The sequence below is a fragment of the Vibrio sp. M250220 genome (assembly GCF_036533795.1).
GTDB lineage: Bacteria > Pseudomonadota > Gammaproteobacteria > Enterobacterales > Vibrionaceae > Vibrio.
This window is the reverse complement of the sequence record NZ_JATABI010000025.1, coordinates 33669-52120: the sequence shown is the minus strand read 5'-3', so window position 1 is coordinate 52120 and position 18452 is coordinate 33669. Positions and strand designations below refer to the sequence as shown.

General features: G+C 45.2%; 19 protein-coding genes and 4 pseudogenes. 6 read left to right on the top strand and 17 right to left on the bottom strand.

All coding sequences use genetic code 11. The features are described 5' to 3' along the window. The 3 pseudogenes from QTN94_RS10560 to QTN94_RS10550 form a co-directional block, all read left to right on the top strand. Positions 1 to 111: pseudogene (locus QTN94_RS10560) on the top strand (IS5/IS1182 family transposase); the annotation flags it as partial. Positions 112 to 135: 24 nt separating this feature from the next. Further along, positions 136 to 748: pseudogene (locus QTN94_RS10555) on the top strand (IS66 family transposase); the annotation flags it as partial. A 25-nt stretch (positions 749 to 773) separates the two neighbouring features. After that, positions 774 to 1485, top strand: a pseudogene (locus tag QTN94_RS10550) (IS5 family transposase); the annotation flags it as partial. Positions 1486 to 1538: 53 nt separating this feature from the next. Here the strand turns inward: QTN94_RS10550 and bcp are convergent. Continuing rightward, positions 1539 to 2009: a thioredoxin-dependent thiol peroxidase gene (gene bcp / locus QTN94_RS10545; RefSeq protein WP_331427618.1), complete on the bottom strand. Its 471-nt coding sequence runs from the start codon at positions 2007 to 2009 to the stop codon at positions 1539 to 1541. 123 nt (positions 2010 to 2132) lie between these two features. Next, a complete protein-coding gene (locus tag QTN94_RS10540) occupies positions 2133 to 2675 on the bottom strand; it encodes a glycine cleavage system protein R (RefSeq protein WP_138972071.1) in 543 nt (180 codons plus the stop codon). Positions 2676 to 2975: 300 nt separating this feature from the next. Between QTN94_RS10540 and dapA the strand changes: the two genes are divergently transcribed. Next, on the top strand, positions 2976 to 3854 hold the full coding sequence (dapA, locus tag QTN94_RS10535; protein ID WP_331427617.1) for a 4-hydroxy-tetrahydrodipicolinate synthase: 879 nt from the start codon (positions 2976 to 2978) through the stop codon (positions 3852 to 3854). 55 nt (positions 3855 to 3909) lie between these two features. Next, positions 3910 to 4935 carry an outer membrane protein assembly factor BamC gene (bamC, locus tag QTN94_RS10530; RefSeq protein WP_331427616.1) on the top strand — a complete coding sequence of 342 codons (1026 nt, stop codon included), beginning with the start codon at positions 3910 to 3912 and terminating at the stop codon, positions 4933 to 4935. Between the two features lie 64 nt (positions 4936 to 4999). Here bamC and QTN94_RS10525 read toward each other — a convergent pair whose 3' ends face one another. After that, positions 5000 to 6325 carry a Na+/H+ antiporter family protein gene (locus QTN94_RS10525; RefSeq protein ID WP_331427615.1) on the bottom strand — a complete coding sequence of 442 codons (1326 nt, stop codon included), beginning with the start codon at positions 6323 to 6325 and terminating at the stop codon, positions 5000 to 5002. A 28-nt stretch (positions 6326 to 6353) separates the two neighbouring features. Further along, positions 6354 to 7013: a ribonuclease T gene (rnt, locus tag QTN94_RS10520; protein WP_138972075.1), complete on the bottom strand. Its 660-nt coding sequence runs from the start codon at positions 7011 to 7013 to the stop codon at positions 6354 to 6356. A 236-nt stretch (positions 7014 to 7249) separates the two neighbouring features. Between rnt and motY the strand changes: the two genes are divergently transcribed. After that, a complete protein-coding gene (gene motY, locus QTN94_RS10515; RefSeq protein WP_331427619.1) occupies positions 7250 to 8095 on the top strand; it encodes a flagellar protein MotY in 846 nt (281 codons plus the stop codon). A 66-nt stretch (positions 8096 to 8161) separates the two neighbouring features. On the opposite strand, the gene QTN94_RS10510 is transcribed toward motY, so the two are convergent. The 13 genes and pseudogenes from QTN94_RS10510 to QTN94_RS10450 all read right to left on the bottom strand — a co-directional run bounded on the left by QTN94_RS10510 (position 8162) and on the right by QTN94_RS10450 (position 18430). Further along, positions 8162 to 8599 carry a DUF2753 domain-containing protein gene (locus QTN94_RS10510; RefSeq protein WP_331427614.1) on the bottom strand — a complete coding sequence of 146 codons (438 nt, stop codon included), beginning with the start codon at positions 8597 to 8599 and terminating at the stop codon, positions 8162 to 8164. 116 nt (positions 8600 to 8715) lie between these two features. Further along, a complete protein-coding gene (gene gloA / locus QTN94_RS10505) occupies positions 8716 to 9132 on the bottom strand; it encodes a lactoylglutathione lyase (protein ID WP_138972078.1) in 417 nt (138 codons plus the stop codon). Between the two features lie 12 nt (positions 9133 to 9144). Next, positions 9145 to 9786 (bottom strand): endonuclease III, encoded by a 642-nt coding sequence (nth, locus tag QTN94_RS10500; RefSeq protein ID WP_331427613.1) that lies wholly within the window; start codon positions 9784 to 9786, stop codon positions 9145 to 9147. Between the two features lie 54 nt (positions 9787 to 9840). Continuing rightward, complete coding sequence (locus QTN94_RS10495; RefSeq protein ID WP_331427612.1) at positions 9841 to 10533, bottom strand: electron transport complex subunit E; 693 nt, start codon at positions 10531 to 10533, stop codon at positions 9841 to 9843. Then, positions 10526 to 11161: an electron transport complex subunit RsxG gene (gene rsxG / locus QTN94_RS10490; RefSeq protein WP_331427611.1), complete on the bottom strand. Its 636-nt coding sequence runs from the start codon at positions 11159 to 11161 to the stop codon at positions 10526 to 10528. Before rsxG ends, QTN94_RS10495 begins: the two co-directional genes overlap by 8 nt. 9 nt (positions 11162 to 11170) lie before the next feature. Beyond that, on the bottom strand, positions 11171 to 12217 hold the full coding sequence (gene rsxD, locus QTN94_RS10485) for an electron transport complex subunit RsxD (protein WP_331427610.1): 1047 nt from the start codon (positions 12215 to 12217) through the stop codon (positions 11171 to 11173). Then, positions 12217 to 14178: an electron transport complex subunit RsxC gene (gene rsxC, locus QTN94_RS10480; protein ID WP_331427609.1), complete on the bottom strand. Its 1962-nt coding sequence runs from the start codon at positions 14176 to 14178 to the stop codon at positions 12217 to 12219. Before rsxC ends, rsxD begins: the two co-directional genes overlap by 1 nt. Positions 14179 to 14186: 8 nt before the next feature. Continuing rightward, positions 14187 to 14771 carry an electron transport complex subunit RsxB gene (rsxB, locus tag QTN94_RS10475; RefSeq protein WP_138973624.1) on the bottom strand — a complete coding sequence of 195 codons (585 nt, stop codon included), beginning with the start codon at positions 14769 to 14771 and terminating at the stop codon, positions 14187 to 14189. Further along, complete coding sequence (gene rsxA, locus QTN94_RS10470) at positions 14771 to 15352, bottom strand: electron transport complex subunit RsxA (protein ID WP_006878603.1); 582 nt, start codon at positions 15350 to 15352, stop codon at positions 14771 to 14773. Before rsxA ends, rsxB begins: the two co-directional genes overlap by 1 nt. Before the next feature lie 293 nt (positions 15353 to 15645). Continuing rightward, positions 15646 to 15978, bottom strand: a complete 333-nt coding sequence (gene flgN / locus QTN94_RS10465) for a flagellar export chaperone FlgN (protein WP_331427608.1) — start codon at positions 15976 to 15978, stop codon at positions 15646 to 15648. A 54-nt stretch (positions 15979 to 16032) separates the two neighbouring features. Next, complete coding sequence (locus QTN94_RS10460; RefSeq protein ID WP_331427607.1) at positions 16033 to 16839, bottom strand: Ig-like domain-containing protein; 807 nt, start codon at positions 16837 to 16839, stop codon at positions 16033 to 16035. 9 nt (positions 16840 to 16848) lie between these two features. Next, a complete protein-coding gene (locus QTN94_RS10455) occupies positions 16849 to 17841 on the bottom strand; it encodes an OmpA family protein (protein WP_331427606.1) in 993 nt (330 codons plus the stop codon). 257 nt (positions 17842 to 18098) lie between these two features. Then, positions 18099 to 18430, bottom strand: a pseudogene (locus QTN94_RS10450) (PBPRA1643 family SWIM/SEC-C metal-binding motif protein). Positions 18431 to 18452 lie beyond the last annotated feature (22 nt).

Here is an 18452-nt window from a genome sequence, read left to right as displayed (position 1 = left end):
AAAATCAAGCATTATCGAGCAATATCCACTAGATATGACAAGTTGAAAAGGAACTATGCCAGCATGGTATCGCTGGCATTTATGTTAATGTGGCTACCAATGTATTGCTGAGCATAAAACGTACAGCAAAGATCAACACGCCCTAGTCACTCAGCCAAAGTTATCCTGGGTGAGGATTACTGAGGGGTTGTCGTTAGTGACCAATGCCCGAGCTACAACTGGATACCTCAGGGGCAGCGTCAGCTCTGCTGGTCCCTTATTATACGGAACCTGCAGCAAATAGCCGATTACAGTGGCGGTGGATATACCGCCAGAGTGGGCCAATATCTGACTCTTATTACCGGTGCCATCTTCAGAACACGTCATCGCTTTGAGCGAGGTGAACTGCATCATGGGCAGTACATCCGCCGGATGCACCGACTTCAAAAAGCGTTCGATTACGGGCTTGAGAAGGGGCGTTCCATCGTTGTTCAGAGGTATAAAGGTCGCTGTGAAAAACTGGAACAACACCGGCAAAGCTTATGGCTGATCCTGAAACATGAATCCATCCCGTTAACCAACAATGAAGCGGAACGGAGAATAAATCAGCTTTGGCACCACCTCAGATGCCGGTGATAAGTTCAGAGGCAGAATGCACACGCTGGTAGAAACCTGCAAGAAGCGTGGGCTATCAAGCTTATCTGTACTGACGGAGATCGTGCAAGCGGTCACTGTGCGTCAGTCATATCCAAACGTTCTTGGCTTGTAGAAGAAAGTCAACTACCCACTGGTGAACGCTTACTTTAAGGGCGTTGCAAGGCTTTATTGATTGGCGAAGGTTCCATTGGTTTGTCCCCACTATACCTGTATAAATCGCCGAGCAAAGGATGTCGAGGTTAGCTTTAATCCTCTTCACGAGGCACTATTCAGCACCTAGCCATTGATGCAACTGGACTTAAGGTATACGGTGAGGATGAATGGAAAGTGAAAAAGCATGGAACCGATGGTAAACGTCGAGTCTGGCGTAAACTCCATCTTGCCGTTGATACCGATACTCATGAAATTATCGCAGCTGAGCTGACACTATCAGGCGTGACAGATGCGGAAGTCCTCCCTAATCTACTCAAACAAACACGCCGAGTCATGAAGGAGATCTCGGGAGATGGCGCATACGATACAAGGGAGTGCCACAGGGCGATTAAGGTTAAGAAAGCGATACCTATAATCCCTCCGCGTGAGGGGGCAGCTTTCTGGGAAAAGGGGCATCCACGCAATCTGGCGATTGGCTGCCAGAAACTCTATGGGTCGAACAAAAAGTGAAAACAGAAGTATGGTTACCACAGACGTTCACTGTCTGAAACCGCTATGTATCGCGTGAAACAGTTACTTGGAGCTTCACTCACTCTTCGTAATTACAATGCACAAGTTGGGGAAACTTACGCCATGATCAAAGCCCTCCACAAGTTAACTGGGATAAGTATGCCCGAAACTCAGTATATCGTTTAAAAGGTGTACGATTTAGTCAGCGTCCGCTCGTAAGCTGAATTCAGAAACAAAGCCTATTTTGACTTCTGTTTTAGGTAATCTAGGACCACTTCATGGTGATCTTTGGTTTTGAATTTTTGGAATACATGTTCGAGGTTACCAGCTTCATCAATTAGGAAACTGGTTCTAACAACTCCCATATTTTCACGACCCATGAACTTCTTAAGTTGCCAAACACCGTACTTTTCACAAACAGCGTGTTCTTCATCGGCTAGCAACGTGAAGTTTAGCTCTTGCTTATTGATAAAGTTGGTTAGCTTTTTTGGGGTGTCAGGGCTGACGCCAAGAACCACAACATTGTGATCATCCAGTTCAGCTTTATTGTCACGTAATCCTTGAGCCTGAACGGTGCAGCCTGGTGTTGAAGCGCGTGGGTAGAAGTAGATCAGTACTTTTTTTCCTTGAAGCTCAGATAGTGTCACTGGGTTATTGTCCTGATCATTCAGGGTAAAATCTGGTGCTGTTTGTCCAGTTTCAATTGCCATCGGTTTTTCCTTACTTTCTAATATATTATATCCGCCGTAGAGTGAACCCCTACGCCGTGTTGTGAGCCTTTATTTTGTTAGTGTGCGTCCATCACATCAAAGCCGAGTGTTCATGACAATGCCTTATTGACTATTTTTTATGAAATTAAGTGAGCCTTGTACCTCTAGGTCACGGCAAAGCGTGTCGAACTCTTCTTGTAATTGCATCAGGTTACACTCGGACCCAACGGTAGCCGTGATGGCAATGTGAAATTGATCTGACGCCGCATCGATTTTGGCTTTATCTATGGTCTGAGCACTGAGCGAGGATAAACCGATCTCTTTTTGAGCAAAAAAGTGAGTAAATTTTTCCGTCAGTCCAGGCTTATCAGCCGATTCTACAAACACTTCAAGCGTGTAGGCGTTTTCTAGATAAGCGTGAGTAGATGTACGTTTCATTATCGTGATCAGATCATGCTCTTGACCAAGCAGGGGAAGGGTCGTTTCTACCCGAGTGATGGCAGCATTGTTGCCTGAAAGTAACATAATGAGAGTAAATTCATTGCCGAATAGGGCGATACGACTGTCAACAATATTGCATCCAGACTGAGTGACTAGGTGTACAACTTGGTTGCAGACACCTGGGCGATCTGTTCCTACCGCAGTAATCACTAGATGTTGAGTCATAGGTTCACTTTTATCAAAGTTATTTTTATTAATGAGAGAGCTTAGCACAGAAGCGAGTGAGAAAAATGCGCCAGACAACGCTTTTTGTTACCGAATTGAGTATGCTTTAATCGGATCCACTACGAGCACTGAATTCTTCACTTAGTACTGACACGGCGGAAAATAGAAGGAGTATGTTGCCAGAGTTCTAACATCCAATAAATATTCATTCATTTAGGTGATTTAAGCGCATCTAAGTGCTTGTCTTTATCAATCGCCTTACAGTACCATGCGATAAGTATCTAAATTAGGGAGAAAGACATGTTTTCAGGAAGTATTGTAGCGTTAATTACACCGTTTAATCATGATGGCGAAGTAGATTACGTGAGCCTGAAGAAGCTGGTGGAGTACCATATTGCAGCGGGCAGCGATGGCATCGTAGCAGTCGGTACGACCGGTGAATCGGCAACGCTGACTATTGAAGAGCATGTCAAGGTCGTGATGAAGTCGGTCGAATTTGCTGACGGGCGAATCCCTATTATTGCTGGAACGGGTGCAAATGCAACGCACGAGTCTGTCACATTCAGCCGTCTACTAAACAACTCAGGGATTGCAGGTTGTTTAAGTGTTACGCCTTACTACAACAAACCAACGCAAGAAGGTTTGTACCAGCACTACAAAGCCATCGCAGAAGAGAGCGATGTACCACAAATTTTGTACAACGTACCAGGCCGTACTGCGGTAGACTTACTGCCAGAAACAGTGGCACGTTTGTCTGAAATCGAAAATATTGTTGCACTTAAAGATGCGACAGGCGATTTAAGCAGAATTGCAATTCACCGTGAACTTTGTGGCGAAGATTTTATCTTACTAAGTGGTGACGACCTAACAGGTTTGGAATTCGTTAAACAGGGCGGCAATGGTGTTATCTCGGTAACCAATAACATTGCAGCCGCAGACATGGCGAAAATGTTCAAACTGGCTCGTGAAGGTAAGTACGAAGAAGCGGAAATTATTAACCAACGCTTGATGCCTTTACATAAAAACCTGTTTATCGAGTCGAACCCAATTCCAGTCAAATGGGCTGCGCATAAACTAGGCCTGATTGAACATGGTAGTTTGCGTCTGCCACTGACAGAGCTATCTGAAAGTGCTCGCCCGACTGTGGCTCAAGCAATGACGGATGCTTGCATTTACTAAATTTGAATATGGATGGCCGGAGCACTGCTCCGGCTTACAAGTATCAGGAGTTTCAATGAAATTGTCTTACCAGCTAGTCGTCAGTTCACTAGCTGTTTTTGTTTTAAGTGCATGTTCAGGCAGCGCGACACAACGTCGTCAGGCTAAGGATGACTTTGAATACTTAAATACGGCACCGATGCAAGAGTGGAAGTTGGCTGAAGGGGCAACTCCGCAGTTTTACACTAACTATCAAATTCCTCAGGGGGAGTTTTCTGGTGGTGTGGGTAAAGAGGTTGATATTCGTCCTCCTCAGCAAGTATTAGAATTGATTCCGGGTGCGAGAGCTGAACGTAGGCGCGGTGAAACGACACTTTGGCTACTCCGTGAAGATGAAGTTGAGAAAGTTTGGCAAACCGCAGAGAAGATGCTGCAAGAGCGAAACATAGCGATTCGCGAACAGACTTCAACACGTATAGAGACGGATTGGGTAAGTTGGATGTCTGAAGACGAGGACGTTGAGCTTGGCGCACGTTACCAAATTGAGCGCGTCGTTGCTGATGGCCGTCATGGCTTTCGTATTTCTCTAATTGATTGGCGTGAAGCAGGTAAAAAGCTACCTGTTACTGCTACTAACAAAGAACGTTACAATGCGCTGATGACTAACTTAGTGACGGCTCGTTATGACCTAGACTTACGTGAAGAAGCAGCTCGTAAAGCAGAACAGTTAGTGAAGCAGATCCCGATCACAATGGGTTCAGACCGCAGTGGCTTCCCTGTTATTATTGCTCGAACTCAATACAACGTACTGTGGAACCGTCTACCGACTCTTCTGCCGACTATGGGCTTTACTCTTGAAGAGCGTAACCAATCTCAAGGTACGGTCAAAGCGAAGTATGCGGCACCTGATGATAAGTTCTGGAACGATATTGGTGTCAAACCAATTGGTCTAAACTCTGGGACTTACACCTTCCTATTTGGTGATCTTGGTAACCGTACTTCAATTAACGTGACCGATTCATCTGGTAAGCCAGTCGAAGCAAAACTGCTTGAAGATATGGTGCCGGTGTTGGCTGCGGTTGTTGAAAAACAAGCGCGGTAATACCGATTGTTCCCAATAAAAAAGCTGACCTAAGGTCAGCTTTTTTTGTATGTGTTTGTCGTGATTACAACACCATTGCTGCAATCCAACCAAATACAATCAGTGGGATATTGTAGTGGATAAAGGTTGGTACCACGGTTTCCCAGATATGTTCGTGTTGACCATCAGCATTTAGACCAGATGTTGGGCCTAAGGTTGAATCAGAAGCCGGAGAACCTGCATCACCCAAAGCTGCTGCGGTACCAACTAGTGCGATAGTGGCCATCGGTGAGAAGCCGAAAGCCGCAGCGAGTGGTACGTAAATAGTGGCAAGAATTGGAATGGTTGAGAATGATGAACCAATCCCCATTGTTACCAACAGGCCAACAACCAGCATCAGTAGTGCCGCCATAGGTTTGTTATCACCAATACTGGTTGAAAGTGCTTCAACGAGAGATTCAACACCACCCGTTTGTTTCATCACTGCGGCAAAACCTGCCGCTGCAATCATGATAAAGCCGATCATTGCCATCATGTGAACACCTTTAGTGAACACGTCATGGGTTTCTTTCCACGCAATCACACCGCCGAAAGTAAACACCATGAAACCAGCAAGGCCACCAATAATCATAGAACCAGTTGAAAGCTGAACGCTAAGAGCGGCAACAATACCGACAGCGGCAACCAATACGTTTTTCTTGTTGATCTCCTTTGGACCTTCTTCAACATGAGTCAGCTCAGTTTCTTTGTACTGGCGAGGCTTGCGATAGCTAAAGAAAATCGCAGTAACAAGACCAAAAACCATACCAGCAGCAGGAAGCAGCATAGCAACAGGCACTTGGCTTGCAACGACGCTTTCTAGGCCGTTCTCGTGCAAGTTTTTCAGCAGAATGTTGTTGAGGAAGATACCGCCAAAACCAATCGGTAGCACCATGTAGGGTGTAACGAGACCAAACGTCAGTACACAAGCAATCATACGACGATCGAGGTTTAGCTTGGCAAACACGCCTAGTAGAGGTGGAATAAGAATTGGGATAAAGGCGATGTGAACAGGAATAATGTTTTGTGATGACATAGTCACCAAAACTAATGCAACCAGCACCGCGTACTTCAAGCCAGTTGACGCCGATGCGTTTTCTTTACCGTGAATACGTTTAATCACGCTATTTGCTAGCAGGTCTGTGATTCCAGAGCGAGAGATAGCAACAGCAAAAGTACCGAGCATTGCATAGCTTAGAGCGATGGTAGCGCCACCACCTAGACCACTTTCAAATGCGGAGATAGCTTGATTCAGTTCCATACATGAAACCAAGCCACCGACGATAGCACTGAATGTCAGTGCGACCACGACATTGACTCGCATCAGTGCTAAAGCAAGCATGACACATACAGAAATGACAACAGGGTTCATAATTTACTCGTAAGTTGTGTTTACATTTTTATTTTATTGTTTCAGCATCCGATGCAACGAGTGGCCAGCCACCAAGAGCTTTCCATTTATTGACAATGCCGCAAAAGAGCTCAGCCGTTTTTTGAGTATCGTATAGAGCTGAGTGGGCTTCTTTATTGTCAAATTCCATCCCAGCCGTTTTGCACGCTTTAGCCAAAACAGTCTGACCGTAGGCCAAACCACTTAGTGTTGCAGTATCAAAGGTAGCGAAGGGGTGAAATGGGACACGCTTTAGCTTGCAGCGCTCACTCGCTTCCATCACGAAATTGTGATCGAAAGTTGCGTTGTGAGCGACCATGATGGCGCGGCTACAATCTGCAGCTTTTTGTTCCTTGCGCACAAGCTTGTAGATTTCCTTGAGAGCATGGTCTTCTGTCACAGCACCTCGCAGCGGACTATATGGATCGCGAATCCCATTAAAGTCGAGCGCTTCTTTTTCAATGTTAGCGCCCTCAAAAGGTTCGACATGAAAATGAATGGTTGACGCGGGGACAAGATCGCCGTTTTCGTCCATCTTTAGAGTAATGGCACAGATTTCCAGTAGGGCATCTGTTTTGGCGTTGAATCCTGCAGTTTCCACGTCAATAACGACGGGAAAGTAACCACGGAATCGTTTTTTTAGCGTCAATGCTTCGTTTTCTATAGTCATGTGTGCTTCGTATTATGTGACAGGGCAGGCATTATTGCAGATTCTTTCAGCAAGAAAAACCGTTAATGCTGATTGAAAAAGAAACATTGGAAATTTGTACTATACAAATGTGTTGGCTAGATTTTTGCATTGTATTTGTCGCGGGCGATTGAGCGGCAAAAGCCACCTCGCCAGAGTTCAGTTAAGAGAAGAAGTATCGTATGAAGAAGTTGTTTGCAACCAGTTTAGCCTTGTCCATGACAGCGTTTACTGCCCAAGCGTATGCGTTGGATAAGCAGTATGTTGCAAAGCCTCAGCAATCGACGTGGCAAATGGTTGCCAATACACCATTGGAATGTCGACTCGTACATCCTATCCCCAATTATGGTGATGCGGTGTTTTCTTCTTACGCCAGTAAGAAAATCAATCTCGACTTTGAGCTCAAGATGAAACGCCCTATGGGGCAAACTCGTGATGTTAGCCTTGTCTCTATGCCTCCAGCATGGCGACCAGGAGAAGGTGCCGACCGGATAACCAGTATCCGCTTTTTCCAACAGTTTGATGGCTATGTTGGCGGACAAACTGCGTGGAATATTCTGGGTGAGTTAGAGAAGGGGCGATACCCGACATTCAGTTATCAAGAATGGCGCAGCCGTGACGAAAGAATAGAGGTTGCACTCTCATCGGTGCTTTTCCAACGTTCTTACAATGTCTTTAGTGATTGTATTGCCAATTTACTGCCTTACAGCTTCGAAGATATCGCATTTACTATTCTTCACTATGACCGTACTAGCGTAGAGCTAAATAAACAGTCACAGAAACGCTTGGCGCAAATTGCTGAATATATTAAGCACAACCAAGATATCGATTTAGTGCTCGTCTCAACCTATACCGATGCCGATGATAGTAAGAGTTCGAGCCAAAACTTATCGGAACGACGTGCAGAAGTGTTGCAAGAATACTTTAAGTCGTTAGGCTTGCAGGAAGATCGTATCCGGGTTCAAGGCTATGGTAAACGTCGACCGATTGATGATAACTCATCACCAATTGGCAAAGACAGAAACCGCCGTGTCGTTATATCCTTGGGTCGTACTCAGGTTTAAACCGCTGAGCAACTCAATAGCTAAAAGCCAGCATATCGCTGGTTTTTAGCTATTGAGGGCACCAGATCAGTTTAATCTGAATTTAGCAATCAGATTACAATTGGTAGCAGTATCAATATCTTGCACCATTCTAGCGATGTTTGGATTAGGGTGTCTTTTCATAAATTCGATCAGGGCTTTCTTGCAGCATCCCATCGAGTCAATGAAAGCATCGCACTGGTTATTTGGGCATTGTGGGACGAGAGTCAGTACTTTTTCTGATGCTAGTTGAAGATACTTCAGTTCATATTTCTCGTCGCCAATATTGCGCCAGAACATCGCCATGTTGTGGCACGATATCACTGAAATCATCAAACGATCTTCTACATCGACCTCGTCTTGCTCACTAATACGTTCACTCAGAGTGAGCGCTTGTTGGTAATGAAGTATGCCACGTAGATGGTCATCATCACTCATGGCTAGATCAGCCAGCAAGGTATGCTTCTCCCATTCGGTAATGCCCATGTTATCAATCTCCTCGGTGCGAACAGTTAGAGATTAAGTGATAATCATTATCAAGTAAAGTCTAAAAATTAGGACAGCGAGTTGCTGTCCTAATGTTTGATTGATGTTAGGGCGTTTTAGCCTTCCAAACCTGCAGAAGCTTGCTTGTTTTGGATCAGCTCGATCATGTAACCGTCTGGGTCTTTAACAAACGCGATATGTGTTGTACCGCCTTTAACAGGGCCAGGTTCACGAGTCACATTGCCTCCTGCAGCTTTGATAGCCTCACAAGTTGAGTAAATGTCGTCGACGCCAATAGCGATGTGTCCAAATGCTGTTCCTAGGTCGTATTCCGTCGTTCCCCAGTTGTAGGTCAGCTCAATCACAGCGCCTTGAGATTCGTCACCAAAGCCAATGAAGGCTAGCGTGTATTCGTACTCTTTATTTTCATTAGTACGAAGTAGCTGCATTCCCATTACTTCAGTGTAAAACTTGATTGATTTATCTAAGTCACCAACACGAAGCATCGTGTGCAAGATGCGTCCATTTGACATTGTTATGCTCTCCTAGTTTTCTGGATATACTTTTTCTTTAAATTCACAAAGGTCTTCTATGATACAGCTGCCACAACGTGGTTTGCGTGCTACACAAGTGTAGCGACCATGGAGGATTAACCAATGATGAACATCGAGTTTGAATTCTTTAGGCACAACTTTGAGTAGCTTCTCTTCCACTTGGTCAACGTTTTTCCCCACCGCAAGCTTGGTACGGTTGGCAACGCGGAAGATATGAGTGTCGACAGCAATTGTTGGCCAGCCAAACGCGGTATTGAGAACGACGTTGGCGGTCTTTCGTCCCACCCCTGGCAGTGCTTCTAACGCTTCTCTATTTTCAGGTACTTCGCCGCCGTGCTGTTCGATTAAGATCTTACAAGTCTTGATAACATTTTCGGCTTTGGAGTTGAACAGACCGATGGTCTTAATGTATTCCTTGACGCCATCAACACCAAGATCGAGCAGCCCTTGTGGTGTGTTTGCAACCGGATAGAGCTTGTCTGTGGCTTTGTTGACACTGACATCCGTTGCTTGTGCTGATAACAGAACGGCAATTAAAAGCTCAAAAGGTGTGCTCCAGTTCAGCTCTGTTTGAGGGTTCGGGTTATCTTCCCTCAAGCGTTCCAGTATTAGTATTCGTTTCTCTTTGTTCATTTTAGGCTGCTTTCCAGTGTTTTATGCCACGCGAATAAAAGAATGCGCGGTTTTTTATTGGTTGGTTACGCGAGCTCGTTCAATAGTCTGTTTTTGTTGTTTTGGCTGACGAGCTTGGACTTGTTTGTCGATGACGTTTTTCGCTGCGATCAGTAGTCCCACGCCGATGAAGGCACCCGGTGGTAACAGCGCCAGTAGGAAGCTGTTATCGAAGTGGAAAATTTCTATGCGCAAAGATGTTGCCCATTCACCCAATAGCAAATCTGCACCATCAAATAGAGTGCCGTTACCGATGATCTCACGTATAGCACCCAACACCACGAGTACACTCGTCATGCCTAAGCCCATCCAAAACCCATCTTGTGCAGAGGGTAGAACATCGTTTTTCGACGCAAAAGCTTCAGCGCGACCAATGATGATACAGTTGGTCACAATCAAAGGGATGAAGATGCCTAGTGATAGGTATAAACCGTAAGCATAGGCGTTCATCAACAACTGCACGCAAGTCACCAATGCGGCAATGATCATCACAAACACCGGAATACGTACCTCTTTAGGTACGTAATCACGGACTAATGATACGGTGACGTTTGAGCTAACCAGCACCAATAGCGTTGCGATTCCAAGTCCAAGTGCGTTGGTCACGGTAGAAGATACCGCTAACAGTGGGCACAGACCAAGAAGTTGAACTAACGCAGGGTTGTTATCCCACATGCCGTTCTTAATCAGTGTTTTATGATCACTCATTGTTGCCTCCACATGTGAGTGGCTGAGCCAGTATTTGATCTCGGTGAGTATTGACGTACTCAGCCGTCTTTTTGATCGCTTTCACAACGGCTCGTGGTGTAATGGTTGCACCGGTAAACTGATCAAATTGACCGCCATCTTTGCGAACTTTCCAATCGGCTTGATTACTATCAGTTAAAGACTTACCCGCAAACCCTAAAATCCAGTCGCTGATGCGTAGATCAATTTTATCACCAAGCCCGGGTGTTTCTTGATGGCTAAGAACACGAGTACCAGAAATCGTACCATCTTGTTTGATACCGACGATGATCTTAATCGCTCCGTTATAGCCATCTGGTGCGATAGCTTCAATTGCCATGGCGGAAGGTTGACCATTCAGTGTCGCCATGTACACAGGCATGTCTGCATCAGTGCCCAGAAGTGGGCTATTGACCAGAGTACAGGCCTTATAGAGCTCATTATCGTGCAGATCGTGAGGGATCACCTGATTGAGTACTGATAGCAATTGTTTCTGTTGCTGCAAGTTGATCTGATCTTTAGTCAGAGAGTTTGTCAGTGCCACCACACCTGTAGAAGCGCAGGCAAAAATAGCCAGTACGGCACCATTTTTTCGAATAGCGTTTAACATGATGTAACCTTAATGCCCATAAGTTCTTGGTTTGGTGTAGTAATCAACCAGAGGTACACACATGTTGCCAAGCAGTACAGCGAACGCTACACCATCAGGGAATCCACCCCAACTCCGAATAATAAACACCATAGCACCGATAAAAGCACCGAAGATGAGACGCCCCTTAACTGTTGTAGACGCTGAAACGGGATCGGTTGCGATAAAGAAGGCGCCAACCATGGTTGCACCAGATAACAGATGTACGATAGGCGAAGCGGTTGTGCCAGGCATAAACAGCGTAAATAGGCTGCTGATTAGCGTTAAACCGATCAGAAAACCTACTGGGATGTGCCAATTAATGACTCTTAGTTTAATTAGCAATAGTCCACCAGCGAGATAGGCGAGGTTAACCCACTCCCAACCAATGCCAGCAAGACCACTAAATTGAGGTTGACTCAAAGCTTCGCTGCTCGTTTGGCCGGCTAAAAGTGAAGTTTTAAAGGCATCAAGTGGCGTCGCCATGGTAATACCATCAATGCCACTACGAATTTGCTGCAGCGACAGCCCTTCTAAATTTAGGCCTGTAAAAATCAGCGATAATGCATCACTACTGGAGATCGGTGTGGCTTGTAACTCGGCTGGAGAGATCCAACTGGTCATCTGTACTGGGAATGAAATCAGCAGTACAACGTAAGCAACCATAGCTGGGTTAAACAGGTTTTGACCGATACCACCGTACAAATGTTTTGCAATGATGATGGCAAAGATAAGGCCAATAGTAATCACCCACCAAGGAGACAAAGGTGGAATCGCGATGGCTAATAGCCAAGCCGTGACTAACGCACTGTTGTCTCTCAAGGCAGACATAGGATGGCGCTTTCGAGCGACCATCACCAAGGCTTCTAACGATAAACCAATCACAATTGCCATCATCAATTGGATGATGGTTCCCCAACCAAAGAAGTAGGTTTGGGCTGCCAAACCGGGTAGGGCGCAAAGCGCGACCCATTTCATAAGATCAGGAGTGCTTCTACGACTGTGCGCATGGGGTGAGCTGGCAATAAAAAAGGCCACTACTCTTTCTCCTCAAATTGTTTTTGTTGTTCTTGCTGTGCTTTACGAGCTTTAGCTCGGGCAATAGCCGCGGCAACCGCTGCCTTCTTAGGATCTTGCTCGGTTGTCGTGCTTTCCTGAGATGGTTCCGGAGGTGTTTCAGATGGTAGCTCAGTCTCAGCACTATTTTGCTGCGCCTTACGTGCTTTAGCACGAGCGATAGCCGCAGCAACGGCATCCTTTTTATCTTCTGATGCGCCCTCGACGTGTTGCGATTTCTCGGCTTTGCGTTCGCGGGCTTGACGTTTACGCTCTTCACGCAGTTTTGCCATTTCGCTGTTGTCTGGCTCAGATTTACCTTGTTGTTGGGCGGCAGCTTGCTTAGCTTTCGCTTTGGCAATGGCAGCGGCAACAGCAGGTCTGACCGCTTGACCTTCTTCAGCGTCAGCAGATTTCTGAGCTTTTACGCGAGCAATGGCCGCTGCAATGGCATCATCTTCGCCGCTGTTTTTCATCTCTTTACGACGATCTTCAGCCGCTTTCTTGAAGCGATTTTCACGTTGAGCTTTGTCTCTTTCAAGACGAGCCTTCTTCTCTTCAAAGCGAATTCTGGCGCGTTCGGCCGCTTCAGATTCTTCTTTGCGAGTACGAATTTCGGCTTTAGCTTGGCGGTAATATTGAACCAGAGGTATTTCACTTGGGCAGACAAAAGCACAAGCACCACATTCAATACAATCCTTAATATTTTGCTCTTCACACTTGTCGTACTCTTCCGCCTTGGCGTGCCAGACCAATTGCTGAGGAAGAAGTGAGGCAGGACAAGCTTCCGCACACTGACCACAACGAATACACGCCATCTCATATTGATTTGGCGAAATTTCTTTGCGCGTTGGTGCCAAAATACAATTCGATGTCTTAGTTATAGGAACCTGTGCGTGAGGCAAGGTAAAGCCCATCATCGGTCCACCCATGATCAAGCGTGGCAGCTTCTTATCAGCTTTGTAGCCAAATTCATCTAACAAAGCCTGAACTGGCGTTCCAATCAAAGCCCAGACGTTTCTAGGCTGCTTGAAGGTATCACCAGTTAACGTCACTACACGCTCAACCAATGCTTCACCATTACAAACGGCTCGTTTGATAGCCTGAAGTGAGCCTACGTTTTGTACCAAGATGCCGATATCTGCTGGGATACCGCCATTAGGAACTTCTTTATTGGTCAGAATCTTAATTAACTGTTTCTCACCACCAGAAGGGTATTTGGTCGGAATAACACGGATGACAATATCTTTATCTTCGGCGGCTTGCTGAAGGGCCTCAACCGCTTGAGGTTTATTATCCTCAATCCCGATCACGGTCAGTGTTGGCTTTAGAATATGTTCAACAATTTCAATGCCTTTGATGATTTCATCTGCATGCTCACGCATCAGTACATCATCGGCGGTAATGTAAGGTTCACATTCAGCGGCATTGATGATTAAAATTTCAGTACGAGCAAGTCCAGATTGAATTTTCTTAGCCGTTGGGAAACCTGCGCCACCCATGCCGGAAACACCCGCCTGACGGATCTTTTCAATCAGTTCATCTGGCGTTCGCTGAGCGAAATCAGGCCAAGCCTCGCGTTCTTGCCATTGGTCTGTGAAGTCCGGTTCGATAACGATACAAACTTCGCTTAAACCCGACGGATGCGCGGTGGTTCGTGGTTCAATCGCCACCACAGTACCTGAGGTTGGCGCGTGAACAGGTAACATAAAGCTGGAGTCATACTTGGTGAGTGGCTGCCCTTTGAGAACCTTAGCTCCAACCTCAACTGCAAGGTTGCCCGGCTTACCGATATGCTGTTTGATAGGCAGGATAATTTGTGCCGGAACAGATGCGCGACTCAGCGGCAGCGAGACCGATTGAGCTTTGTTTTCCGCTGGGTGCACACCACCAGGGAAGCTCCAAAGTGCACCTGATTTTATTTTTTCGATTAGTGACAACATGCCAGTCCTTAATTCACACTTTTCTGCGCTGGCGCAGAATCGGTAATATCAACAACAGGAATGGCGTCCATCTGCCACTTCCAGCTCGCTGTAGTCGTTTCTACAGGGATCATTTCGATACAGTCAGTTGGGCACGGTGCGACACAAAGGTCACAGCCAGTGCATTCATCCTTAATGACTGTGTGCAGCGCTTTTGTGCCGCCGACAATCGCGTCAACAGGGCATGCCTGAATACACTTAGTACAGCCAATACACATATCTTCATGGATAAAGGCGACGGTTTTTACCGCATTCTCAAGGTCATGAGCAGAGTCTGTCGCTTCCACCCCCATTAAATCAGCCAGTTTTTCTATTGTCGCTTGGCCGCCTGGAGGACATTTGTTGATGTCATCACCATTGGCGATGGCTTCCGCGTAAGGGCGACAGCCAGGGTAACCACACTGACCACACTGGGTTTGAGGGAGAATGCTATCGATTTGATCGACAATAGGATCGGCTTCTACTTTGAAGCGAATCGAAGCAAAACCAAGCACGGCACCAAATACCGCCGCCAGCACAGCAATGGCTATAATCGCGATTAATATTGAGCTCATTACAACTTCACCAAACCTGTAAAGCCCATGAAGGCTAGCGACATCAGTCCTGCGGTAATCATTGCGATCGAGGCACCTTTAAAAGGCATAGGTACATCGGCCGCTGCAATTCGCTCACGCATAGAGGCAAACAAAATCAGAACCAGTGAGAAACCAACCGCAGCACCAAAGCCGTAAATGATCGATTCAATAAAGTTGTGGTTTTCATTGATGTTTAACAGAGCGACACCTAACACTGCACAGTTGGTGGTGATTAGGGGTAAAAAGATACCAAGCAGGCGATAAAGTGTTGGGCTGGTTTTGTGCACCACCATCTCTGTGAACTGCACAACGACTGCAATAACCAGAATGAAACTCATGGTTCTTAGGTATTGAAGATTGAGCGGATCAAGGATGTAGCTCTCCACGAGATACGCACACACTGACGCTAAGGTTAAAACGAACGTAGTCGCTAACCCCATTCCAATTGCTGTTTCTAGCTTTTTCGACACGCCCATGAATGGACATAAACCCAGAAACTTCACCAGTACAAAGTTGTTGACCAGCACAGTACCAACCAACAACAAAAGATATTCGGTCATAATTATATAGTGTTGAAATTCCGATCCCGACATTATCCTGCTTTGCTCGTCCAATAACAACCAACGAAAGATAAGGTTTTCTATTGTTGAGTAAAAATTATACGGGATATTGAATCATTTGTGGGTAAATTGCTGGCGTAAAGGCTAAAAATCGAGTTTACAGAGTGATTAGGGGGAAGTTGCCTCTCAGTCGAAACGTTGGTCGTTTTGTTGACTGACTTCTAGCCCAAGCGGTTAGCATTGAGTCGGGCTTGAATCTGCGCTTGATTCCGCAACCGGATAACGCTGAAATTTTATTCAACCGTTTCCACATAGGTGTGTGAGGCGGGGCGTTTGAGTTGACTAATCAGTTCATGAAAACTCGCTGAGCTTACCCCGTTTTCATGATTATATTGCTGGCATTGATCAACTAATGAATGCAAGGTTAACCACTGCTGGTTAATCTGTTTTGCCAGTTGAGCGGGCAGAACCTTAAACAGCCGTTCAATACCTTGTTGAACGGCGGTCAGACCAAGTGTTTTCATGGCCTGACTCCGTATATTTGCATGATGCTCTAACTGTTTAAGCAGTGGCGCTTGCTGATCAATGTTGTATTGCAAGCTGGTCGCATCGAAGGTCAGATACACATTGTAAACCTCCCCTAATGAGCGACTTTCTTGTTTTTATACTGAATGAGTGAATTAAGGCTCTGAGATACAGGATACGTAGAACGTGACACTTGGGTTTATGCTGATGATGATACCAGAGTTAAGATCTACTTCGTAATAAAGAGATCCGTCAGACGTAAACGACCAGTAACTTTGGTAGGTCGGCCAACCATGCGCAGTAAACATGTTACCAAATCTATCAAACAGCTCCACTTTTAACTCGTCTTTTGTTGCTAGGCGCCAGTTAGTACGCCCACCGATACTATAGGTGTTATAGTTAACACATAGAGCGTTGGCGTTAGCCCAGTTGAATTGATAGAAATCACCTGTGGGGCCGTAACTCCCATTTTCAGTATAAGTTCCATTAGTTATGGCACCTACATTAATACTGTCTAAATAAGCTACAGATGGGGAGTTGGTAAACAATTTTCCATTACCGACATCGAAAATATCAATACATGCACCAGCTAGATCACACACATTGACATTCACCGTATTACTTATAACGCCGCCTTTCATGGCAGTGACCGCGGTACTACCTTTAGCGATACCAGTTAATAAACCTGAAGCTGAAATTGATGCGATGGTTGGATCTCCAACTATCGCCCATGTCACAGAATCACTTATATCAAATTCAGTTCCATCGTCAAATTTGGCCAGAGCCACTAACTGTTTCGTGCGTCCTTTTAACACCGAAATAGGTGAAGGAGTTACTGAAATCTCTATTACTGTCGCGTCGACTGACGGCTGAGGTAACGAATTGAATGCCCCCTCAGAATTACAGCCAACCAACAATGTCAAGCCCACTAGGGTAAAAAAATTATTAAAAAACTGAATCATAATTTCCCGTTAAATTTTAAAATTGGTGATAGTAATTTCAACTCTGCGGTTTTTGGCTCTCCCATCTTCTGTATTGTTGTCAGCAATAGGTCGAGATTCCCCTTCTCCTTGCCATTCAAGTTGTTTCGGTGCTACTCCCAATTCAATCAGTTTACTGACAGATGTTTGTGCACGATATTCAGAGAGTTTTTGATTGTAAGATGCTGAGCCTGTCGAGTCAGTGTGTCCAACCACAACAGCTTTAGCGTTGGGATAAGTTTTTAACACTGCAGCAACTTCAGCTAACTGGTCAATAAAATCATTACTGTGCTTAATAGAATCCAAATCAAATAATCCACTCGTGTTTTTCGACGAAAAAACAAGCGTTTGAGGGGGGGGGGTAACAGTGGAAGTTTCCTTAACCGGAGTTTCTTCAATCATAGAAGTGGAAGTGTCCCCGACTAACGTAGGCTGACTTGTAACATCAAATGTGTACATAAGACCAAAAATCATTCCTTGACTATCATACCTTCCCGTATTTAACTTACCTATACTATCAATATACTGGTAGCCTGCTGATAAGCTGACGTTAGAATTAAAGTGATAGTGCACCCCAACCTCGCCGAGAGGAGAAAAACCAGAGGCCTCGAGCTTATCAGATAAGTTGATTGTTTTTTCCATATCCCAATAAGCAACGCCTAGTCGACCATATAAGCTCAAATTGTCTTGTAGATACCAATCGTAACGCAGGGCACTTTCTATTAACCAAGTTTTTACGTCAACTGATGTGGCAGTAGCTTTTAATTTCTCATGATGTTGATAGCCGACATCCCAACTCCAAGATGGAGTAAACTGCAATCCACCATATACACCAACGATTGTTCCTTCTGGATTTGATTGATTGTAAGTATCGTCTAGAGCCCATTGGTATCCGCCCTTTAGTCCAATAAAAAACCGAGGAGACTCATCCGTAGCCAATACAGGAACACTTAACATACTTGCGAGTAATATCATATTTTTCATGGCTTTTATAATTCAAATAGTAATTAACCGTAATGTTAACGCTATTATATGGAAATATCATAACGTTTAATGAAAACACAGATTATTCCTACGCGCGATGTTGGCGAGTTCGGTTATAAGTTATTTAAATTATAAGGTTGAGGTTTAAACATAGGCTTTGATGCGTAAGTCAATGCAACTAGGGGGCTTAGGCGTCAATATAGGCAGGTTGGAGGTTTATAAGCGTTATACCGCCGCGTGAGGGCGGTATTAGCAATCTAAGCGCAGCACTTTTTGTATTTTTTGCCGCTACCACAACTACAAAGGTCGTTTCTGTTTGGTTTTTTTCGAAAACCGTTGTTTTTGCCTTGTTCAAGAGCGTATCTAGCTCGATCGTATTTTCCTCTTGGCTTTCATCTACAGTGATGTTAGCGACAATCGAATGCTCCTGAGTGATGGTCTCGATTTCTTGTTTGCGTAACTCTGTCGGAACAACGATATTGATCGGTGCTTCTTCAGTACCTGCTTTGATGGTACGATTAACGTTGTAGCCTGACAGTACGTGATTTTGTCGAGTTTCGATTCGACCTTTAAAAAACAGCTTAGACATGCAGATACTCTTTACTTGGTAT

What these genes read in the sequence shown, in the direction of transcription:
- gloA (WP_138972078.1), bottom strand. Translation starts at nt 9,132, where the DNA reads ATGTCAAATGGACGCATCTTGCACACGATGCTTCGTGTTGGTGACTTA.
- QTN94_RS10540 (WP_138972071.1), bottom strand. Translation starts at nt 2,675, where the DNA reads ATGACTCAACATCTAGTGATTACTGCGGTAGGAACAGATCGCCCAGGT.
- bcp (WP_331427618.1), bottom strand. Translation starts at nt 2,009, where the DNA reads ATGGCAATTGAAACTGGACAAACAGCACCAGATTTTACCCTGAATGAT.
- motY (WP_331427619.1), top strand. Translation starts at nt 7,250, where the DNA reads ATGACAGCGTTTACTGCCCAAGCGTATGCGTTGGATAAGCAGTATGTT.
- QTN94_RS10460 (WP_331427607.1), bottom strand. Translation starts at nt 16,839, where the DNA reads ATGATTCAGTTTTTTAATAATTTTTTTACCCTAGTGGGCTTGACATTG.
- bamC (WP_331427616.1), top strand. Translation starts at nt 3,910, where the DNA reads ATGAAATTGTCTTACCAGCTAGTCGTCAGTTCACTAGCTGTTTTTGTT.
- rnt (WP_138972075.1), bottom strand. Translation starts at nt 7,013, where the DNA reads ATGACTATAGAAAACGAAGCATTGACGCTAAAAAAACGATTCCGTGGT.
- dapA (WP_331427617.1), top strand. Translation starts at nt 2,976, where the DNA reads ATGTTTTCAGGAAGTATTGTAGCGTTAATTACACCGTTTAATCATGAT.
- QTN94_RS10455 (WP_331427606.1), bottom strand. Translation starts at nt 17,841, where the DNA reads ATGAAAAATATGATATTACTCGCAAGTATGTTAAGTGTTCCTGTATTG.
- rsxB (WP_138973624.1), bottom strand. Translation starts at nt 14,771, where the DNA reads ATGAGCTCAATATTAATCGCGATTATAGCCATTGCTGTGCTGGCGGCG.
- nth (WP_331427613.1), bottom strand. Translation starts at nt 9,786, where the DNA reads ATGAACAAAGAGAAACGAATACTAATACTGGAACGCTTGAGGGAAGAT.
- QTN94_RS10495 (WP_331427612.1), bottom strand. Translation starts at nt 10,533, where the DNA reads ATGAGTGATCATAAAACACTGATTAAGAACGGCATGTGGGATAACAAC.
- rsxG (WP_331427611.1), bottom strand. Translation starts at nt 11,161, where the DNA reads ATGTTAAACGCTATTCGAAAAAATGGTGCCGTACTGGCTATTTTTGCC.
- rsxC (WP_331427609.1), bottom strand. Translation starts at nt 14,178, where the DNA reads ATGTTGTCACTAATCGAAAAAATAAAATCAGGTGCACTTTGGAGCTTC.
- QTN94_RS10510 (WP_331427614.1), bottom strand. Translation starts at nt 8,599, where the DNA reads ATGGGCATTACCGAATGGGAGAAGCATACCTTGCTGGCTGATCTAGCC.
- QTN94_RS10525 (WP_331427615.1), bottom strand. Translation starts at nt 6,325, where the DNA reads ATGAACCCTGTTGTCATTTCTGTATGTGTCATGCTTGCTTTAGCACTG.
- rsxA (WP_006878603.1), bottom strand. Translation starts at nt 15,352, where the DNA reads ATGACCGAATATCTTTTGTTGTTGGTTGGTACTGTGCTGGTCAACAAC.